The 17,950-nt window shown below is 58.6% G+C and carries 22 protein-coding genes and 1 tRNA gene; 18 read left to right on the top strand and 5 right to left on the bottom strand.

Translation table 11 applies throughout. From position 1 onward, the window contains the following. Positions 1-70 precede the first annotated feature (70 nt). Both ACWR1S_RS17050 and ACWR1S_RS17045 read right to left on the bottom strand, forming a co-directional pair. Complete coding sequence (locus ACWR1S_RS17050) at positions 71-808, bottom strand: hypothetical protein (RefSeq protein ID WP_454564314.1); 738 nt, start codon at positions 806-808, stop codon at positions 71-73. Between the two features lie 115 nt (positions 809-923). Beyond that, positions 924-1,382 carry a hypothetical protein gene (locus ACWR1S_RS17045; protein ID WP_454564313.1) on the bottom strand — a complete coding sequence of 153 codons (459 nt, stop codon included), beginning with the start codon at positions 1,380-1,382 and terminating at the stop codon, positions 924-926. A gap of 26 nt (positions 1,383-1,408) precedes the next feature. Here ACWR1S_RS17045 and ACWR1S_RS17040 point away from each other — a divergent pair, with 26 nt between their 5' ends. Both ACWR1S_RS17040 and ACWR1S_RS17035 read left to right on the top strand, forming a co-directional pair. Next, positions 1,409-2,155: a hypothetical protein gene (locus ACWR1S_RS17040; RefSeq protein WP_454564312.1), complete on the top strand. Its 747-nt coding sequence runs from the start codon at positions 1,409-1,411 to the stop codon at positions 2,153-2,155. Between the two features lie 45 nt (positions 2,156-2,200). Next, entirely contained in the window at positions 2,201-2,569 is a 369-nt protein-coding gene (locus ACWR1S_RS17035; protein WP_034156100.1) for a PH domain-containing protein, read from the top strand. A 12-nt stretch (positions 2,570-2,581) separates the two neighbouring features. Here ACWR1S_RS17035 and ACWR1S_RS17030 read toward each other — a convergent pair whose 3' ends face one another. Beyond that, positions 2,582-2,911, bottom strand: a complete 330-nt coding sequence (locus tag ACWR1S_RS17030; protein WP_150652694.1) for a hypothetical protein — start codon at positions 2,909-2,911, stop codon at positions 2,582-2,584. 135 nt (positions 2,912-3,046) lie between these two features. Further along, positions 3,047-3,131 (bottom strand) — tRNA-Leu (locus ACWR1S_RS17025). Between the two features lie 107 nt (positions 3,132-3,238). On the opposite strand from ACWR1S_RS17025, the gene queA reads away from it, so the two are divergent. The 6 genes from queA (at position 3,239) to ACWR1S_RS16995 (ending at position 9,342) form a co-directional block, all read left to right on the top strand. Further along, positions 3,239-4,303, top strand: coding sequence for a tRNA preQ1(34) S-adenosylmethionine ribosyltransferase-isomerase QueA (gene queA / locus ACWR1S_RS17020; RefSeq protein ID WP_454564311.1), 1,065 nt, complete (start codon positions 3,239-3,241; stop codon positions 4,301-4,303). A gap of 14 nt (positions 4,304-4,317) precedes the next feature. After that, positions 4,318-5,433 carry a tRNA guanosine(34) transglycosylase Tgt gene (gene tgt, locus ACWR1S_RS17015; protein WP_162130783.1) on the top strand — a complete coding sequence of 372 codons (1,116 nt, stop codon included), beginning with the start codon at positions 4,318-4,320 and terminating at the stop codon, positions 5,431-5,433. Between the two features lie 43 nt (positions 5,434-5,476). Then, complete coding sequence (gene yajC, locus ACWR1S_RS17010) at positions 5,477-5,815, top strand: preprotein translocase subunit YajC (protein WP_003227923.1); 339 nt, start codon at positions 5,477-5,479, stop codon at positions 5,813-5,815. Between the two features lie 64 nt (positions 5,816-5,879). Next, positions 5,880-7,748, top strand: coding sequence for a protein translocase subunit SecD (secD, locus tag ACWR1S_RS17005; protein WP_454564310.1), 1,869 nt, complete (start codon positions 5,880-5,882; stop codon positions 7,746-7,748). Between the two features lie 9 nt (positions 7,749-7,757). Next, positions 7,758-8,672: a protein translocase subunit SecF gene (secF, locus tag ACWR1S_RS17000; protein ID WP_034156104.1), complete on the top strand. Its 915-nt coding sequence runs from the start codon at positions 7,758-7,760 to the stop codon at positions 8,670-8,672. 121 nt (positions 8,673-8,793) lie between these two features. After that, the gene (locus tag ACWR1S_RS16995; RefSeq protein WP_064118923.1) at positions 8,794-9,342 is read left to right on the top strand and encodes a glycine zipper 2TM domain-containing protein; all 549 of its coding nucleotides are present in this window, start codon (positions 8,794-8,796) and stop codon (positions 9,340-9,342) included. Positions 9,343-9,587: 245 nt separating this feature from the next. On the opposite strand, the gene suhB is transcribed toward ACWR1S_RS16995, so the two are convergent. Then, positions 9,588-10,406, bottom strand: coding sequence for a type III secretion system regulator SuhB (suhB, locus tag ACWR1S_RS16990; RefSeq protein WP_034156254.1), 819 nt, complete (start codon positions 10,404-10,406; stop codon positions 9,588-9,590). 146 nt (positions 10,407-10,552) lie between these two features. Here suhB and trmJ point away from each other — a divergent pair, with 146 nt between their 5' ends. The 10 genes from trmJ (at position 10,553) to iscX (ending at position 17,943) form a co-directional block, all read left to right on the top strand. Beyond that, on the top strand, positions 10,553-11,323 hold the full coding sequence (gene trmJ / locus ACWR1S_RS16985; protein WP_108226533.1) for a tRNA (cytosine(32)/uridine(32)-2'-O)-methyltransferase TrmJ: 771 nt from the start codon (positions 10,553-10,555) through the stop codon (positions 11,321-11,323). A gap of 3 nt (positions 11,324-11,326) precedes the next feature. Then, positions 11,327-12,103: a serine O-acetyltransferase gene (gene cysE, locus ACWR1S_RS16980; protein ID WP_026000547.1), complete on the top strand. Its 777-nt coding sequence runs from the start codon at positions 11,327-11,329 to the stop codon at positions 12,101-12,103. Positions 12,104-12,340: 237 nt separating this feature from the next. Then, a complete protein-coding gene (gene iscR / locus ACWR1S_RS16975; protein WP_003227911.1) occupies positions 12,341-12,832 on the top strand; it encodes a Fe-S cluster assembly transcriptional regulator IscR in 492 nt (163 codons plus the stop codon). A gap of 47 nt (positions 12,833-12,879) precedes the next feature. Continuing rightward, complete coding sequence (locus ACWR1S_RS16970) at positions 12,880-14,094, top strand: IscS subfamily cysteine desulfurase (RefSeq protein WP_077574430.1); 1,215 nt, start codon at positions 12,880-12,882, stop codon at positions 14,092-14,094. Between the two features lie 101 nt (positions 14,095-14,195). After that, a complete protein-coding gene (gene iscU / locus ACWR1S_RS16965) occupies positions 14,196-14,582 on the top strand; it encodes a Fe-S cluster assembly scaffold IscU (protein WP_046820395.1) in 387 nt (128 codons plus the stop codon). Positions 14,583-14,616: 34 nt separating this feature from the next. Next, positions 14,617-14,940: an iron-sulfur cluster assembly protein IscA gene (gene iscA, locus ACWR1S_RS16960; protein ID WP_003227904.1), complete on the top strand. Its 324-nt coding sequence runs from the start codon at positions 14,617-14,619 to the stop codon at positions 14,938-14,940. Positions 14,941-14,948: 8 nt separating this feature from the next. Next, complete coding sequence (hscB, locus tag ACWR1S_RS16955) at positions 14,949-15,470, top strand: co-chaperone HscB (protein WP_007916889.1); 522 nt, start codon at positions 14,949-14,951, stop codon at positions 15,468-15,470. Between the two features lie 51 nt (positions 15,471-15,521). After that, complete coding sequence (hscA, locus tag ACWR1S_RS16950) at positions 15,522-17,387, top strand: Fe-S protein assembly chaperone HscA (RefSeq protein WP_454564309.1); 1,866 nt, start codon at positions 15,522-15,524, stop codon at positions 17,385-17,387. Further along, entirely contained in the window at positions 17,387-17,728 is a 342-nt protein-coding gene (fdx, locus tag ACWR1S_RS16945) for an ISC system 2Fe-2S type ferredoxin (RefSeq protein WP_007916885.1), read from the top strand. The genes hscA and fdx overlap by 1 nt, the downstream gene beginning before the upstream one ends. 14 nt (positions 17,729-17,742) lie before the next feature. After that, the gene (iscX, locus tag ACWR1S_RS16940; protein WP_008084655.1) at positions 17,743-17,943 is read left to right on the top strand and encodes a Fe-S cluster assembly protein IscX; all 201 of its coding nucleotides are present in this window, start codon (positions 17,743-17,745) and stop codon (positions 17,941-17,943) included. Positions 17,944-17,950 lie beyond the last annotated feature (7 nt).

The following is a 17,950-nucleotide window of genomic DNA, read 5'->3' as shown; positions in this document are numbered from 1 at the left end:
AAGGGCAAAGCTCAAGGCGCACAGGCCGGCGATGATAGCGCAGCCGGCGCCTTGATCCCTTAAATCAGCCTTAAGAGTCGGCTTTTTGCAGTTTCAGCGCCAACAAACGCCATTGCGCAGGCATCGCGTCAACTCGCGGCTGCTCTTGCACGGAGCAATCGAAACGGTAGGTGACATCGTCGCCGTTCATGTTGCGCGCGGTGACGGTGTTGTTGAAGGTGTAGACCTGATCCTTGAAGCGGTGGCTGACCAGCGCTTTGCTGTCAGCGAAACGCGCCGACGCGGGAAAGCGCAACGTACTGGTCACAAACGGGCTGCACATGACATACGCGATCATCGACTTGTCGGCCTGGGCGTCGCCGCGCAATTTCTTGTTCAGCGCTGCCAGGGCCATGCGACCGTCATAGTCGCTTTGATCCAGCACGGTCTGTAACCCGATCGATTTCGGCGCCCGGCTGGCGTAATTCGGCAACAGTGCGGAGTCGGCGGGAGAGGGCTTGTCGTCCGGCTCGATGGCAGCAAAAGCCGGCGCATCCTTCAGCTCAGCGGCGGGTGTTACTGCCTCGGCTTCAGGCAATAAAGAGCTCGGCTCGGTGACTTGCGTGTTTTCGGCCTGCGGCGCTTCGTAGTCATGCGACGAGGGGAACAACGACAACGTGATCGACAGCACCACCATCGCCACAATGAAGCCGCCCGCTGCGCCAACGATGTTGCCGTAGACAATATTCCAGCTGCCGCGGTTCTGCACCACCCAGCGCCACATGAACCCCCAAACCGCAACAATCGCCAGAAAACGCAGAAACTCCATTTGATCCTTTCCTTTAACCTTCAAAACCTGAAATCAACGCACGCCCACAGTGAACGCTGACGATGGGCGGCAAGATAACAAAACAGGCGTGTAATACCAGTGACGAGAGCGCTGCTCAGTGAAAGTTGAGCGCGAAAAATACCAGCGTCGTCACACCCGCAGCCAATCCACAGATGCCGGCGAACAGTTGGCGGGCCAGTGGATGCTCGGGCTGAGGACGCCTGACCAGCCACATCCAGACGCCCGCCAGCACGCCGAACGTGGTGATCACTTGCAGCACGCTACTGGCCAGGTTTTCAGGTGAGGGAGGCACGTGCGCCGGGAAAAGGCCCGAACAGATCACCGAAAAAATCATTGCCACGATGAAGCCGCTGGCGGCACCCGCCAGGTTGGCGAGGATCAGGTTCCAGGCACCACGGGTTTGCACGACCCAAGCCCAAACAGCTGCCCAGACGAAAAAGTACAACACGGCCATCAAGGTGTTTCTCCCTCTGAAAATTGACTCCATTGAGGCGCTGGCAACCTCGTTACTGGCAGTGGACGGCAAGATAGCAAAATAGTAGCGTCGCGCCACTGCCCTATCCCCGTAATGGATTACCTATGCCTGTCAGCCTGCGCGCTATACGCCTGTTCGGCGCAATCACACTCGCCGTTGCAATGACTCCGGCATTCGCCGCCGTGCAAGAACATCCGGAAAACAGCTGGAAGTACTACGCCGGCAACTGCCAGAGCGTGCAGGAAAAAATGGCCGACGTGCAGAGTGGCCGCACCACGGCCTACGACGTGATGTTTGCATTGGAAAGCAACCTGCGGACCATGAACGAACACCGCTCGAACCTGACGCCCTATCACCTCGGCTCCCAGGAATTTGCACAATGCGAAAACTTCGCGGGCCAGGCAGAAGCGATGATCGCCCAAGGCAAAGCCGAGTTCGCCGCAAAAATGCAAGGTGCTGCGGAGGAAGGCCGCATCGCCCACCAGAACTCCCCCGAATACCAACGCGCCCGCGCCCTCGGCTACAGCGACGTCGGCGACATCTCCTTCCTGAAACTGCACGAAGACACCGACGGCGAAGCACGCCTGAAAACCATGTTGATCACTGTCGACGAAATCTGCGGCCAATACTTCCGCGCCACGCAATATGTGAAACCGTATGTGATTTATACGGTTCGGCCTTCTGACGGCGGCTGTGGCGAAGTGAAACGCGTGGCGGTGGTTGGCGGCCGATCAGTGGAGAAGGGCGATTACATTGATGAGAAGGGCGAGTTTCAGTATCTGGGCTGGAAAAAACTTGTTGGTGCCGACGGGTTCCCAACCGATATCCGCGTGCTGAAAGCCCGTCGTTGAACCAAAGAAATACCGGGATGTTTTCTTGAATATGAGGATGGACAGATGATCGACTTCAACAACAAAGGCTTTTTCAAACTCAAGCAGAACGATGAGTACGCCGAACGCGTAAGCGCGCTATTGCTGGACGGTGAGGAAGTGATCGACTCTTACAAAGCCATGCGTGATGGCGTGGTGTTTACCAACAAACGCATCATCGCGGTCAACGTTCAGGGCATTACCGGCAGCAAGAAGGATTTCACCTCCTTGCCATACAAGAACATCGTCGCCTACTCCGTGGAAACCTCGGGCACGTTCGATCTGGATTCGGAGCTGGAGATTTACTTCTCGTCACTGGGGAAAGTGAAGTTCGAATTCACCGGGAAGACCTCGATGGTGGAGATTTCCAAGTACATCTCGAAGCATCTGCTGTAACGGCAAAGCCCATTACAAGATGTCTTTCAAGTAACCCTTGAGCGCGAGGAGCGGCTGATCCAGCTGCTCCAGCGAACGCGCCTCGCTGAAATCCGCGGACAACTTGTGCAACTCGCGCCCCAGCGGTTTCTCGACGCCGCCCAAAGCGTCCATCGCCAGACCGAGGCATTCGTTCATCTTGAACTGAATGGTCTCGACATCCCCGCGCCGCACCAACAGTTCGAAAATGTCTTTCTGGTAATCACCCATGACCATGTCGTCCCGCAAAATCGGGCTCAGGCCTTCTTCCTCGTAAGCGAGTTTGAGGGAGAACAGGGCGACTGTTTCCAGTGACGTTTCCATGGGTGGGTCCTTGGGGTTTCGGTTAACCAAGAAGCGGTGAATCAAAAGATCGCAGCCTTCGGCAGCTCCTACAACAGCAGCCACTTTCGAGCAGACGAAAAAAAAGGCCTTGCTAAGCAAGACCTTTCTTAATTTTGGTGCCCCGAGGGAGACTCGAACTCCCACTCCTTTCGAAAACGGATTTTGAATCCGCCGCGTCTACCAATTCCGCCATCAGGGCTCAATGGCGGCGAAGTATAGAGATGAGATTACCGTCGGTCAATCAGGTACATAGAGAATTTTCGATATTTCCGCTAGACTTTCCGGCCCTGCTAGACGAACCCCATCATGCGCGTTGCTGACTTTACTTTCGAGCTCCCTGATTCGCTGATCGCTCGCCACCCTTTGGCCGAGCGTCGCGGTAGTCGCCTGCTGACCCTTGACGGGCCGAGCGGCGCCCTCGCACACCGTCAATTCACTGATTTGCTTGAGCATTTGCGCCCGGGCGATTTGATGGTGTTCAACAATACCCGGGTGATTCCGGCGCGGCTGTTCGGGCAGAAAGCCTCGGGCGGCAAGCTGGAAATCCTTGTTGAACGGGTGCTTGATACACACCGCGTGCTGGCCCATGTGCGTTCCAGCAAGTCGCCGAAGCCGGGTTCGAAGATTCTTATCGATGGCGGTGGCGAAGCCGAAATGCTCGCGCGTCACGATGCGTTGTTCGAGCTGGGCTTCGCTGAAGAAGTGTTGCCGCTGCTCGATCGCGTCGGGCACATGCCGTTGCCTCCTTATATAGACCGCCCGGACGAAGGCTCGGATCGCGAGCGTTATCAGACCGTGTACGCCGAGAAACTCGGTGCGGTGGCGGCGCCGACAGCGGGGCTGCATTTCGATCAGTCGCTGATGGAAGCGATTGCCGCCAAGGGCGTCGAGACCGCGTTCGTCACGTTGCACGTGGGCGCGGGGACCTTTCAACCAGTGCGCGTCGAGAAGCTTGAAGATCACCACATGCACACCGAATGGCTGGAAGTTGGCCAGGACGTGGTCGATGCGGTCGCAGCGTGCCATGCGCGCGGTGGTCGGGTGATTGCGGTCGGCACCACCAGCGTGCGTTCGCTGGAAAGCGCCGCGCGTGATGGCGTGCTCAAGCCGTTCAGTGGCGACACCGATATCTTTATCTTCCCGGGCCGACCGTTCCATGTGGTCGATGCCCTGGTGACCAATTTCCATTTGCCGGAATCGACGCTGTTGATGCTGGTTTCGGCATTTGCCGGTTATCCCGAGACCATGGCTGCCTACAAGGCTGCCGTCGACAACGGTTACCGCTTTTTCAGCTACGGTGATGCAATGTTCATCACCCGTAACCCCGCACCTACTGCCCCTAAAGAAACCGGCCCAGAGGAAACAGAATGAGTCGCGAATGTCGCATGTCCTTTGAACTTCTGGCCACCGATGGCAAGGCCCGGCGTGGTCGCCTGACCTTCCCGCGTGGCACCGTCGAGACCCCGGCGTTCATGCCGGTGGGCACCTACGGCACGGTCAAGGGCATGTTGCCGCGTGACATTGTTGCCACTGGCGCAGAAATCATTCTCGGCAACACCTTTCACCTGTGGCTGCGCCCTGGCACCCAAGTGATCAAGGAACACGGCGACCTGCACGATTTCATGCAGTGGAAAGGCCCGATCCTCACCGACTCCGGTGGCTTCCAGGTGTTCAGCCTCGGCGCGATGCGCAAGATCAAGGAGGAGGGCGTGACCTTCGCCTCCCCGGTCGACGGCGCCAAAGTGTTCATGGGCCCGGAAGAGTCGATGCAGGTGCAGCGCGATCTCGGCTCCGACATCGTGATGATTTTCGACGAATGCACGCCGTACCCGGCTGATGAAGATGTCGCGCGGATTTCCATGGAACTGTCGCTGCGCTGGGCGCAGCGCTCGAAAAATGCTCACGGTGAAAACACCGCGGCACTGTTCGGCATCGTGCAGGGCGGCATGCACCAGGATCTGCGCATGCGCTCGCTCGAAGGCCTCGACAAGATCGGTTTCGATGGCCTGGCCATTGGCGGTCTGTCGGTCGGCGAGCCGAAGCACGAAATGATCAAAGTGCTGGATTATCTGCCGGGCATGATGCCGGCTGACAAACCTCGTTACCTTATGGGCGTTGGCAAACCGGAAGATCTGGTTGAGGGTGTGCGCCGCGGTGTGGACATGTTCGATTGCGTGATGCCAACCCGTAATGCCCGCAATGGGCATCTGTTCATTGATACCGGCGTGCTGAAGATCCGTAACGCGTTCCATCGCCATGATGAATCGCCGCTGGATCCGACCTGCGATTGCTATACCTGCCAGAACTTCTCCCGCGCTTATCTGCATCACCTGGACAAGTGCGGCGAAATGCTGGGAAGCATGCTCAATACCATCCACAACTTGCGCCATTATCAGGTGCTGATGGCTGGTTTGCGCGAGGCTATTCAACAGGGTACATTGGCCGCCTTTGTCGATGCCTTCTACGCCAAACGCGGGCTCCCCGTTCCGCCTTTGGACTGAGTTTTCTGACCCCAAGATTCAACATTTGCAACTGGAGTGCTAAATGAGCTTTTTTATCTCTAACGCCATGGCTGACGCGGCTGCACCGGCTGCTGCCGGCCCAATGGGCGGCGGTTTCGAGTGGATTTTCCTGGTCGGCTTCCTGGTCATCTTCTACCTGATGATCTGGCGTCCACAGGCCAAGCGCGCCAAAGAGCAGAAGAACCTGCTGAGCAGCCTTGCGAAAGGTGACGAAGTTGTGACCACCGGCGGTATCGCCGGCAAGATCACCAAAGTGGCCGATGACTTCGTGGTTCTGGAAGTTTCCGACACCGTGGAAATGAAGTTCCAGAAGGGCGCCATCGCCGCCACGCTGCCAAAAGGCACGCTGAAAGCGATCTGAAGCAACAACTTCTACTCAATCGACGGGGCGCGCAAGGCGCCCCGCGTTCATAACGGGCGGCGTGATGCTGAACAAATATCCTCTGTGGAAATACATTCTGATCCTGGCGGTGCTGGCGATCGGTCTGATTTATTCCGCTCCGAATCTATACCCCGATGACCCGGCCATTCAGATCAGCGGCGCCAGCACGGCCCTGCAGGTCAATCAGGCCGATCTGGATCGCGTAAGCACCGCGCTCAAAGAGTCCGGGATCAACGTCAAGGCAGCCACGCTGGCCGCCAACGGCAAGGGCGGTCTGATTCGCCTGAGCAAGGCTGAAGACCAGCTGCCGGCCAAAGACGTTGTGCGCAAGGCATTGGGTGATGACTACGTTGTCGCGCTGAACCTGGCACAGACCACCCCGCAATGGCTGCGCAATCTGGGCGCGCACCCGATGAAGCTGGGTCTGGACTTGTCCGGTGGTGTGCACTTCCTGCTGGAAGTGGACATGGATAAAGCCCTCGATGCACGCCTGAAAGTCTACGAAGGCGACGTCAAGAGCCTGCTGCGCAAAGAAAAACTGCGTTATCGCAGCCTGCCGCAACTCGGCGGTGCCATTCAGTTGGGCTTCAGCGATGAAGACTCCCGCGAACAGGCCCGTGCACTGATCCGCAAGAACTTCAACGATTTCGACATTGTTCCGGCCGACCTCAACGGTCAACCGGTGCTGCGTCTGGCGATGACCCCGGCCAAGCTGGCGGAAATCCGTGAATACTCCATCAAGCAGAACTTGACCACGGTACGTAACCGCGTCAACGAGCTGGGTGTTGCCGAACCGATCGTTCAGCGTCAGGGCGCCAACCGCATCGTGGTTGAGCTGCCGGGCGTGCAGGACACTGCCGAAGCCAAGCGTATTCTCGGCAAGACGGCCAACCTTGAGTTCCGTCTGGCTGCCGAGCCGGGTGCTTCGAAAGCCACTTCGGAAACCTTCGAGTTCCGTGAAGGCAAGCGTCCGCCAGCACAGATCGAACGTGGTCTGATCATCACCGGTGACCAGGTTACTGACGCCAAGGCCGGTTTCGGCGAGCACGGCACACCTGAAGTGAACATCCGTCTGGATGGTCACGGCGGCGAGCTGATGAGCCGCGCGACCCGTTCGAACGTCGGTCGCAGCATGGCGGTGATCTTCATCGAGCAGCGTCCGATCACCACTTACACCAAACAAATGGTGGATGGCGTCGAGAAAGACGTTGCGGTGCAAACGTTCAAGGAAGAGAAGAAGATCATCAGCCTGGCGACCATTCAGTCGCCGCTGGGTGCTCAGTTCCGTATCACTGGCCTGAACGGTCAGGGCGAATCGTCCGAACTGGCGCTGCTGCTGCGTGCCGGTGGTCTGGCCGCACCGATGTACTTCGCTGAAGAGCGCACAATCGGCCCGAGCCTGGGTGCTGACAACATCACCAAAGGTATCGATGCGTCGCTGTGGGGCATGCTGTTCGTGTCGCTGTTCATCATCGCCATCTACCGCTTCTTCGGCATCATCGCCACCGTCGCCCTGGCGGTGAACATGGTGTTGCTGCTGGCGTTGATGTCGCTGCTGGGTGCAACGCTGACCCTGCCGGGTATCGCCGGTATCGTGCTGACCATGGGTATGGCGGTCGACGCCAACGTGCTGATCTTCTCGCGGATTCGTGAAGAGATCGCCGCCGGCATGACCGTGCAGCGTGCAATCAACGAAGGCTTCGGCCGGGCATTCACCGCGATTCTGGACGCCAACCTGACTACCTTGTTGGTCGGCGGGATTCTCTTTGCCATGGGCACCGGCCCGGTCAAAGGTTTCGCAGTGACCATGTCCCTCGGGATCTTTACCTCGATGTTCACGGCCATCATGGTGACCCGCGCAATGGTCAACCTGATCTTCGGCGGACGTGACTTCAAGAAGTTGTGGATTTAAGGGGCTGCCATGTTACGTACAATCAACTTCATGGGCGTTCGCAACTTCGCGTTCGGCGTCACAGTGTTTCTCACGTTGCTGGCTATTTTCAGCGTCGTCCACAAAGGCATGAACTGGGGCCTGGACTTCACCGGCGGTACGCTCATCGAGCTGACCTACGAGCGTCCGGCCGATGTCACCAAGGTGCGTGAAGAGCTGGTAACTTCCGGTTACCACGAAGCCATCGTGCAGAGTTTCGGTGCCACCACCGATCTGCTGGTACGCATGCCGGGTGAAGACCCGCAACTGGGCCATCAGGTCGCGGAAGCGCTGCAGAAGCTCGGCGGCGACAACCCGGCGACGGTCAAGCGTGTCGAATTCGTTGGTCCGCAGGTCGGTGAAGAGCTGCGTGACCAAGGCGGCCTCGGCATGCTGCTGGCGCTCGGCGGTATCCTGATCTACCTGGCTTTCCGCTTTCAGTGGAAGTTCGCAGTTGGCGCCATCGTTTCGCTGATTCACGACGTGATCGTGACCATCGGTATCCTGTCGTTCTTCCAGATCACCTTCGACCTGACGGTGCTGGCGGCGGTACTGGCGATCATCGGTTACTCGCTGAACGACACCATCGTGGTATTCGACCGGGTTCGTGAGAACTTCCGTGTTCTGCGCAAGGCTTCGCTGATCGAGAACATCAACATCTCGACCACCCAGACCCTGCTGCGGACCATGGCGACGTCGATCTCCACCTTGCTGGCGATCGCGGCACTGCTGTTCTTCGGTGGCGACAACCTGTTCGGCTTCTCGATTGCCCTGTTCATCGGTGTTCTGGCGGGTACTTACTCGTCGATCTACATCGCTAACGTGGTGCTGATCTGGCTGAACCTGAGCACTGAGGATCTGATTCCTCCGGCAAACACCGAGAAGGAAGTCGACGACCGTCCATAACGGCCATCGTTTTCCCGGCTGTCAGCCCAAGAAAGGCGCGAGTTGAACTCGCGCCTTTTTTTATGCTCCAAGGCTGGGAGAAGCGCGGGCGCGTCCCGTATGTGATGGTCAGGAGGTTCATGTGAACAAGTCGTTGCTGGTTGGTGCGGTATTGGGTGCTGTCGGTGTGACTGCCGGGGGTGCTGTTGCCACCTATAGCCTGGTTAAAAGCGGCCCTGAGTATGCGCAAGTATTGGCCGTTGAACCGGTTAAAACACAGATCAAGACTCCACGTGAAGTGTGCAAGGATGTAGCCGTGACCCGTCAGGCGCCGGTCAAGGATCAGCATCAGATTCTCGGCACTGCAATCGGTGCGGTAGCGGGAGGTTTGCTGGGTAACCAGATCGGCGGCGGCACCGGCAAGAAGATTGCTACGGTGGCCGGTGCAGTCGGTGGCGGTTATGCCGGTAACAAGGTGCAGGAAGGCATGCAGAATCGCGACACCTACACCACGACCCAGACTCGCTGTAACACCGTGAATGACATCAGCGACAAGGTCGTCGGTTACGACGTGCGTTACTCGCTCGATGGCAAGGAAGGCAAGGTGCGGATGGATCGCGATCCGGGCAACCAGATTCCGGTCGACAAGGAAGGCAAGCTGATTCTGTCGCAGAATGAGCCGGGTCAGTAAAGAACGACTGTTTTAACAAGAAGCACCCTGCGGGGTGCTTTTTTTGTGCCCGCCATTTTTGGCTGCACCGTGCCCTCCTGTGGGAGCCTGCTCGCGAAAGCGGTGTCCCAGCCGGCATCAATGTTGATTGTCAGAATGCATTCGCGAGCAGGCTCGCTCCCACATGAAGATTTTGGTGATCTGAAGATCGAATTCCAGGCATAAAAAAAGCATCCCGAAGGATGCTTTTTCGTTTCGCGTAAAGCTTAGCGCTTCAGCGAAGCCGGCAGGTGCGGCTGGATCGCCGTCAGCACTGCCTTGAAGCATTTGGTGTTGCCGGCAACGATGTGGCCTTTTTCAAGGAAGTCGTGACCGCCGGTGAAGTCGCTCACCAGGCCGCCGGCTTCTTGAATCAGCAGGGCGCCTGCAGCCATGTCCCACTCGGACAGACCCGATTCCCAGAACGCATCGAAACGACCGGCAGCCACATAAGCCAGGTCCAGGCTGGCGGAACCGGCGCGGCGGATGCCGGCAGTCTGGCCAACCAGAGCGCGGAACATGCCCAGGTAGTTTTCCAGATTGTCCATCTGGTCGTCACGGAACGGGAAGCCCGTGCCAAGCAGGGCGCCGTCAAGGCTGGTGCGACCGCTGACGCGCAGACGACGACCGTTCAGTTGGGCGCCGCGACCGCGGCTGGCGGTGAATTCTTCCTGGCGAACCGGGTCCAGAACCACTGCGTGTTCCAGGCGACCACGGTATTTGCAGGCGATGCTGACAGCGAAGTGAGGAATGCCACGCAGGAAGTTGGTGGTGCCGTCCAGCGGATCGATGATCCACAGGTACTCTTCGCCTTCGATGCCGGTGCCGGCGTGCAGGCCAGTCTCTTCACCGCGGATCGAGTGGTTTGGGTAAGCCTTGCGCAGCGCGTCGATGATTTTCTGTTCAGCGGCGCGATCGACCTCGGATACATAATCCTTGGCGTCTTTTTCGTCGACCTTGATGGTATCCAGGCGCTCGATGGAGCGGAAGATCAGTTCACTGGCGCTGCGGGCGGCGCGCAGCGCGATATTCAGCATGGGCTGCATGGATGTGTCACCTAAGGTTGTTAAAGAAAGCCGCGCATTCTATCAGAACTTTTCTTCAGGTGAAGGACGCTGTTCGCTTTCATAGCTTAACGGTAGGCTGTTCTGTAAGATTTGCCCCCCCTTTCCTGTGTCCGAGAGCGCCTCCCTTGCTGCAGAACATTCGTGTCGTCCTGGTCAATACCAGCCACCCCGGCAACATCGGCGGTGCTGCGCGCGCCATGAAAAACATGGGTCTGTCGCGACTGGTGCTGGTCGAACCGCGCCTGTTTCCGCACCACGAGGCCGATGCTCGCGCCTCCGGTGCCGGTGACATCCTTGAAAACGCGCAGGTCGTCGCCACTTTGGAAGACGCCTTGGTCGGCTGCAATCTGGTGCTCGGCACCAGCGCGCGTGACCGCCGAATCCCCTGGCCGCTGCTGGATCCGCGCGAATGCGGTACCAAAGTGGTTGAGGAAGCCGGGCAGGGCGCAGAAATCGCCTTGGTGTTCGGTCGTGAAGATTCCGGCCTGACCAATGAAGAGCTGCAGCGATGTCACTTCCACGTGCACATCCCCTCCGACCCTGAGTTCAGTTCGCTGAACCTCGGCGCGGCGGTGCAGGTGTTGAGCTATGAAGTGCGCATGGCCTGGCTGGCCGCCCAAGGTCAGCCGAGCAAGATCGAGAAAGAAGAAGTGGCTTCGGTGAAAAGTGCCGAGCTGGCAACCATGGATGAGCTGGAGCGATTCTATGAGCACCTGGAGCAGACGCTGGTCGCCATCGAATTCCTCGATCCGGAAAAACCCCGGCACTTGATGGCGCGCCTGCGCCGGTTGTACGGACGCAGCTCGGTCAGCCGGGCGGAAATGAATATTTTGCGAGGCATCCTCACGGAAACCCAAAAAGCGGCCCGTGGTGAGCTTCTTAAGCGGAAGGACTAAATGATGTTTGAGCGTTTGCGTGAAGATATCCAGAGCGTTTTTCATCGAGACCCGGCGGCGCGTAACGCTTTTGAAGTCCTGACCTGCTACCCCGGCATGCATGCGATCTGGATTCATCGATTGGCTGGCATGCTTTGGCGTAACGAACTGAAATGGCTGGCGCGGCTGGTGTCGAACTTCGGTCGCTGGCTGACCGGGATCGAGATTCATCCGGGGGCCAAGGTCGGTCGTCGTTTCTTTATCGACCACGGCATGGGCATCGTTATCGGTGAAACCGCCGAGATTGGCGATGACGTGACCATTTACCAGGGTGTGACCCTGGGCGGCACCAGTTGGAACAAAGGCAAGCGCCACCCGACGTTGGGTGATGGCGTGGTTGTTGGTGCGGGCGCCAAGGTGCTTGGCCCGTTCACGGTCGGCGCCGGTGCCAAGGTCGGTTCCAATGCCGTGGTGACTAAAGAGGTGCCACCGGGTGCCACGGTTGTGGGGATTCCGGGGCGAATCATCGTCAAATCCGATGAAGAGCAGGACGCCAAGCGTAAGGCCATGGCCGAGAAGATCGGTTTCGATGCCTACGGCGTCAGCGAAGACATGCCTGACCCGGTGGCGCGCGCCATCGGTCAATTGCTCGATCACCTGCAAGCGGTGGACGGGCGTCTGGAGGGGATGTGCGGTGCGCTGAAGGATCTGGGCAGCAATTACTGTGCGAAAGATCTGCCTGAGCTGCGTGAAGAAGACTTCGCCTGCGTGAAGGATAAGGATCAGAGTCAGGCCAGCTAAACCGCGCCGGTTCCTTCGCGAGCAGGCTCGCTCCCACAGGGGATTGCATTCCAGTGCGGGGGCGAGCCTGCTCGCGAAGAACGATAACGCGGTACCGCTGGCTGCATGCCGCCAGCCTTTGCTATGATGCGCGCGCTCTTTTGCGGGTAATCCTGACTAAAGTACTAGGTCTTAAAGTTGACTTAAATACTCGGGAATTGCATACTCGCCCCATTCTGAACTCCGTGGTAACTGTCCATGCGACTGACTACAAAAGGCCGATACGCCGTGACCGCCATGCTTGACCTGGCGTTGCACGCGCAGCACGGGCCCGTGTCCCTGGCCGATATCTCCGAGCGCCAAGGCATCTCCCTGTCCTACCTCGAACAGCTGTTCGCCAAGCTGCGCCGCAGCAACCTGGTTTCCAGTGTTCGCGGTCCGGGTGGCGGCTACCAACTGTCCCGCGACATGCAGGGCATTCAGGTCGCCCAGGTGATCGATGCGGTAAACGAATCGGTCGATGCCACCAAATGCCAGGGCCAAGGCGATTGCCATTCCGGCGACACGTGCCTGACCCATCATCTGTGGTGTGATTTGAGCCTGCAGATTCACGAATTTCTAAGTGGTATCAGCTTGGCTGATCTTGTGACTCGCCGTGAGGTGCAAGAAGTAGCCCAGCGTCAGGACCAGCGCCGTTGCAACAGCAAGGCGCCACGCCTGGACAAGATTGAAGCGTCCGCCGTCGAATGACAGCCAGAGAGCTAGCGGCACGCCAGCCCTGATTTAGGAGATAGTCCATGAAATTGCCGATTTACCTTGATTACTCTGCGACCACCCCGGTTGATCCGCGTGTTGCGCAAAAAATGAGTGAATGCCTGCTGGTCGACGGAAACTTCGGTAACCCGGCGTCCCGTTCCCACGTGTTCGGCTGGAAGGCTGAAGAGTCCGTCGAAAACGCCCGTCGTCAGGTGGCCGATCTGGTCAACGCCGATCCGCGCGAAATCGTCTGGACCTCCGGTGCCACCGAATCCGACAACCTGGCAATCAAGGGTGCGGCGCATTTCTACGGCTCCAAGGGCAAGCACCTGATCACCTCCAAGATTGAGCACAAGGCTGTCCTCGACACCATGCGCCAACTGGAGCGTGAAGGTTTCGAGGTCACTTACCTCGAGCCGACCGAAGACGGTCTGATCACTCCGGCCATGATTGAAGCTGCATTGCGCGAAGACACCATCCTGGTCTCCGTGATGCACGTGAACAACGAAATCGGCACCGTCAACGACATCGCGGCGATCGGCGAACTGCTCCGCGCCAAGGGCGTTCTGTTCCACGTCGACGCCGCTCAGTCCACTGGCAAGGTCGACATTGATCTGCAGAAGCTGAAAGTCGACATGATGTCGTTCTCCGCCCACAAGACCTACGGCCCTAAAGGCATCGGCGCGCTGTACGTCAGCCGCAAGCCGCGTGTGCGCATCGAAGCGACCATGCACGGCGGCGGTCACGAGCGCGGCATGCGTTCGGGCACTCTGGCCACCCACCAGATCGTCGGCATGGGCGAAGCGTTCCGTGTAGCCAAAGAAGACATGGCTGCCGAAAACGTCCGTATCAAAGCCTTGAGCGACCGTTTTTACAAGCAGGTCGAGCATCTGGAAGAGCTGTACGTCAACGGCAGCCTGACCGCCCGCGTTCCGCACAACCTGAACCTGAGCTTCAACTACGTTGAAGGCGAGTCGCTGATCATGGCGCTCAAGGATCTGGCAGTTTCGTCCGGTTCGGCTTGCACCTCGGCGTCGCTGGAGCCTTCGTACGTACTGCGCGCCCTGGGCCGCAACGACGAACTGGCGCACAGCTCGATCCGCTTCACCTTCGGCCGTTTCACCACCGAAGAAGAAATCGACTACGCCGCGCAGAAAGTCTGCGAGGCCGTTACCAAGCTGCGCGCTCTGTCGCCGCTGTGGGACATGTACAAAGACGGCGTCGATATCTCGAAAATCGAGTGGGCGGCACACTAAATATAGAAGCCGCCGGATACAGATCCTGTAGCAACGCGGCGGTTTACGCAGCGCAGTTGCAGGGTCTCAAGAGCGGCCCTGATGAGTGAGGATTGAGAATCATGGCTTACAGCGAAAAGGTCATCGACCACTACGAAAACCCGCGCAACGTCGGCAAGATGAACGCGGAAGATCCTGATGTCGGCACCGGCATGGTCGGCGCTCCGGCATGCGGCGACGTGATGCGTCTGCAAATCAAGGTCAACGAAGCAGGCATCATCGAAGATGCCAAATTCAAGACCTACGGCTGCGGTTCGGCTATCGCTTCCAGCTCCCTCGCTACCGAGTGGATGAAGGGCAAGACTCTGGACGAAGCAGAAACCATCAAGAACACTCAGCTGGCCGAAGAACTGGCCTTGCCGCCAGTGAAGATTCACTGCTCGGTACTGGCTGAAGACGCTATCAAAGCGGCTGTTCGCGATTACAAGCAGAAGAAAGGCTTGATCTGACTTTCAGGATTTGGCGACGAGTAAGGAGTCACCGATGGCTATCAGCATGACAGAAGCGGCTGCTCGACACGTGCGGCGCTCCCTCGACGGGCGCGGCAAAGGTGAAGGGATTCGTCTGGGTGTTCGCACCACAGGCTGTTCCGGCCTTGCCTACGTGCTGGAGTTTGTCGACGAGGTGGTTGCAGAGGATCAGGTGTTCGAGAGTCACGGCGAAAAAGTGATCATCGACCCGAAAAGCCTCGCCTACCTGGACGGCACCGAGCTCGATTTCGTCAAGGAAGGGTTGAACGAAGGCTTCAAGTTCAACAACCCCAACGTACGCGGTGAATGTGGCTGCGGCGAAAGCTTCAACATCTGAGGCTTGTCGTGGGTATTCCTTGTCATTTCGCTTTATTCGAGCTGCAACCGGGTTTCCGTCTGGATCTCGAGCAGTTGGCCACGCGCTATCGTGAGTTGGCGCGCGGCGTTCATCCTGACCGCTTTGCCGACGCTTCCGAGCGTGAGCAGCGGTCGGCACTCGAGCAGTCTGCGCGGCTCAATGACGCCTATCAGACGCTCAAGAGTCCGGCCCAGCGCGCCCGCTACCTGCTGACCATCAGCGGGCATGAAGTGCCGATGGAAGTCACCGTCCATGATCCCGAGTTTCTTCTGCAGCAGATGCAATGGCGCGAAGAGCTCGAAGACCTTCAGGACAGTGCCGATCTCGACGGCGTTGCGGTGTTCAAGCGACGCTTGAAAGTGGCTCAGGAAGAACTCAATGAAAGCTTCGCAGCCTGTTGGGATGATGCGGCGCAACGCGAACAGGCCGAACGCCTGATGCGGCGCATGCAATTCCTTGACAAGCTCACCTACGAAGTGCGCCAGTTAGAAGAGCGCCTCGACGATTAACCCAGTGCCGCTCCGGTCGCACGCCTGATATACAGATAAGTCCTGATCACGATGGCCCTACTGCAGATCGCCGAACCCGGCCAAAGTCCTCAACCGCACCAGCGTCGTCTGGCTGTGGGGATCGACTTGGGTACTACCAATTCGCTGGTCGCTGCGTTGCGCAGTGGTCTTTCCGAGCCGTTGGCCGACGCAAACGGGCAGGTCATCCTGCCGTCTGCTGTGCGTTACCACGCCGATCGCGTCGAAGTCGGCGAGTCGGCCAAATTGGCTGCCGCTTCCGATCCTTTGAACACCGTGCTGTCGGTCAAGCGCTTGATGGGTCGTGGTCTGTCCGACGTCAAGCAATTGGGCGAGCAACTGCCATACCGCTTTGTCGGTGGCGAGTCGCACATGCCGTTCATCGATACCGTGCAGGGCCCGAAAAGCCCGGTCGAAGTCTCCGCCGATATCCTCAAGGTGCTGCGTCAGCGCGCTGAAGCGACGTTGGGCGGCGAACTGGTCGGTGCGGTGATCACCGTTCCGGCTTACTTCGACGATGCTCAGCGTCAAGCCACCAAGGATGCGGCGAAACTCGCTGGTCTGAACGTGCTGCGTCTGCTCAATGAACCGACGGCGGCCGCTGTGGCGTACGGTCTGGATCAGCACGCCGAAGGCCTGGTCGCGATTTATGACCTCGGCGGCGGTACTTTCGATATTTCGATTCTGCGTCTGACTGGCGGTGTTTTTGAAGTGCTGGCCACTGGCGGCGACAGCGCGCTGGGCGGCGATGACTTCGATCACGCGATTGCCGGCTGGATCATCGAGAGCGCGGGCCTGTCCGCCGATCTCGATCCGGGCGCACAACGCAATCTGCTGCAAACCGCTTGCGCGGCCAAAGAAGCCCTGACCGACTCGGCCAGCGTTGAAGTGGCCTATGGCGACTGGCAGGCACCGCTGACCCGCGAAGCCTTCGATGCGCTGATCGAGCCAATGGTCGCGCGCAGCCTGAAAGCCTGCCGCCGTGCCGTTCGCGACTCCGGCATCGAGTTGGAAGACGTGCACGCCGTGGTCATGGTCGGCGGTTCGACTCGGGTTCCGCGTGTTCGCGAAGCCGTTGCCGAAGCTTTTGGTCGTCAGCCTCTGACTGAAATCGATCCGGATCAAGTGGTAGCCATTGGTGCTGCGATCCAGGCCGATACGCTGGCTGGCAACAAGCGCGATGGTGGCGAACTGCTGCTGCTCGACGTGATTCCGCTGTCCCTGGGGTTGGAAACCATGGGTGGCTTGATGGAGAAGGTGATTCCGCGCAACACCACCATCCCCGTCGCTCGCGCACAAGATTTCACTACGTATAAAGACGGCCAGTCGGCCATGGCAATCCACGTCCTGCAGGGCGAGCGCGAGCTGATCAGCGACTGCCGCTCGCTGGCGCGCTTTGAATTGCGCGGCATTCCAGCGATGGTCGCCGGTGCAGCGAAAATTCGCGTGACCTTCCAGGTTGATGCCGACGGTCTGCTCAGCGTTTCCGCCCGTGAGTTGGGTTCAGGTGTTGAGGCAAGCATTCAGGTCAAACCGTCCTACGGCCTGACCGACGGCGAAATCGCCAAAATGCTCAAGGATTCGTTCCAGCACGCCAATGACGACAAGGTCGCCCGTGTTCTGCGTGAGCAGCAAGTCGATGCCCAGCGCCTGATCGAAGCGGTGCAGGGCGCTCTTGAGGTTGATGGCGAGCGTTTGCTCGACGCCGAAGAGCGCATGGTTATCGACCTGCAGCTGCAAGAACTGGCTGAACTGATGAAAGGTACGGATGGTTACGCCATCGAGCAGCAGACCAAGCGTCTGTCGCAAGTGACCGATGCTTTTGCTGCCCGCCGCATGGATCTGACGGTGAAAGCCGCTCTGTCGGGGCGCAATCTGAATGAAATCGAGGATATCTGATGCCGCAGGTCATTTTTCTGCCCCACGAGAAGTTCTGCCCTGAAGGCATGGTGGTCGAGGCTGCGCCCGGCACCTCGATTCTCGAACTGGCCCACGAACACCACATCGAGATGGAAAGCGCCTGCGGCGGCGTGTGTGCTTGCACCACCTGCCACTGCATCATCCGCGAGGGTTTCGACTCGATGGAAGAGGCTGACGAGCTGGAAGAAGACTTCCTCGATCGTGCCTGGGGCCTGGAAGCGCAATCGCGTCTGGCTTGCCAGGCGATCGTCGGTGAAGAAGACATCACCGTCGAAATTCCGAAATATTCGCTTAACCATGCGGCTGAAGCGCCGCACTGACTGGTAAGACTGTCATGAGCTACGGTTGGAATGATGTTCAACGTATTGCAGAAGAATTGGCCGAGGCCAAGCCGGGTGTAGATCCGTTTTCTGTCAATTTCGTCGACTTGCAGCAATGGATCAAAGAACTGCCGGATTTTGACAATACCTCTGGTCGAGTAGGCGAGAAGGTGTTGGAAGCGGTTCAGACGCTCTGGGCTGAAGAATTGGACTGATCGTCCT

Source organism: Pseudomonas sp. AIG, from assembly GCF_977020205.1.
This window is presented reverse-complemented; position numbering and strand designations above follow the sequence as displayed.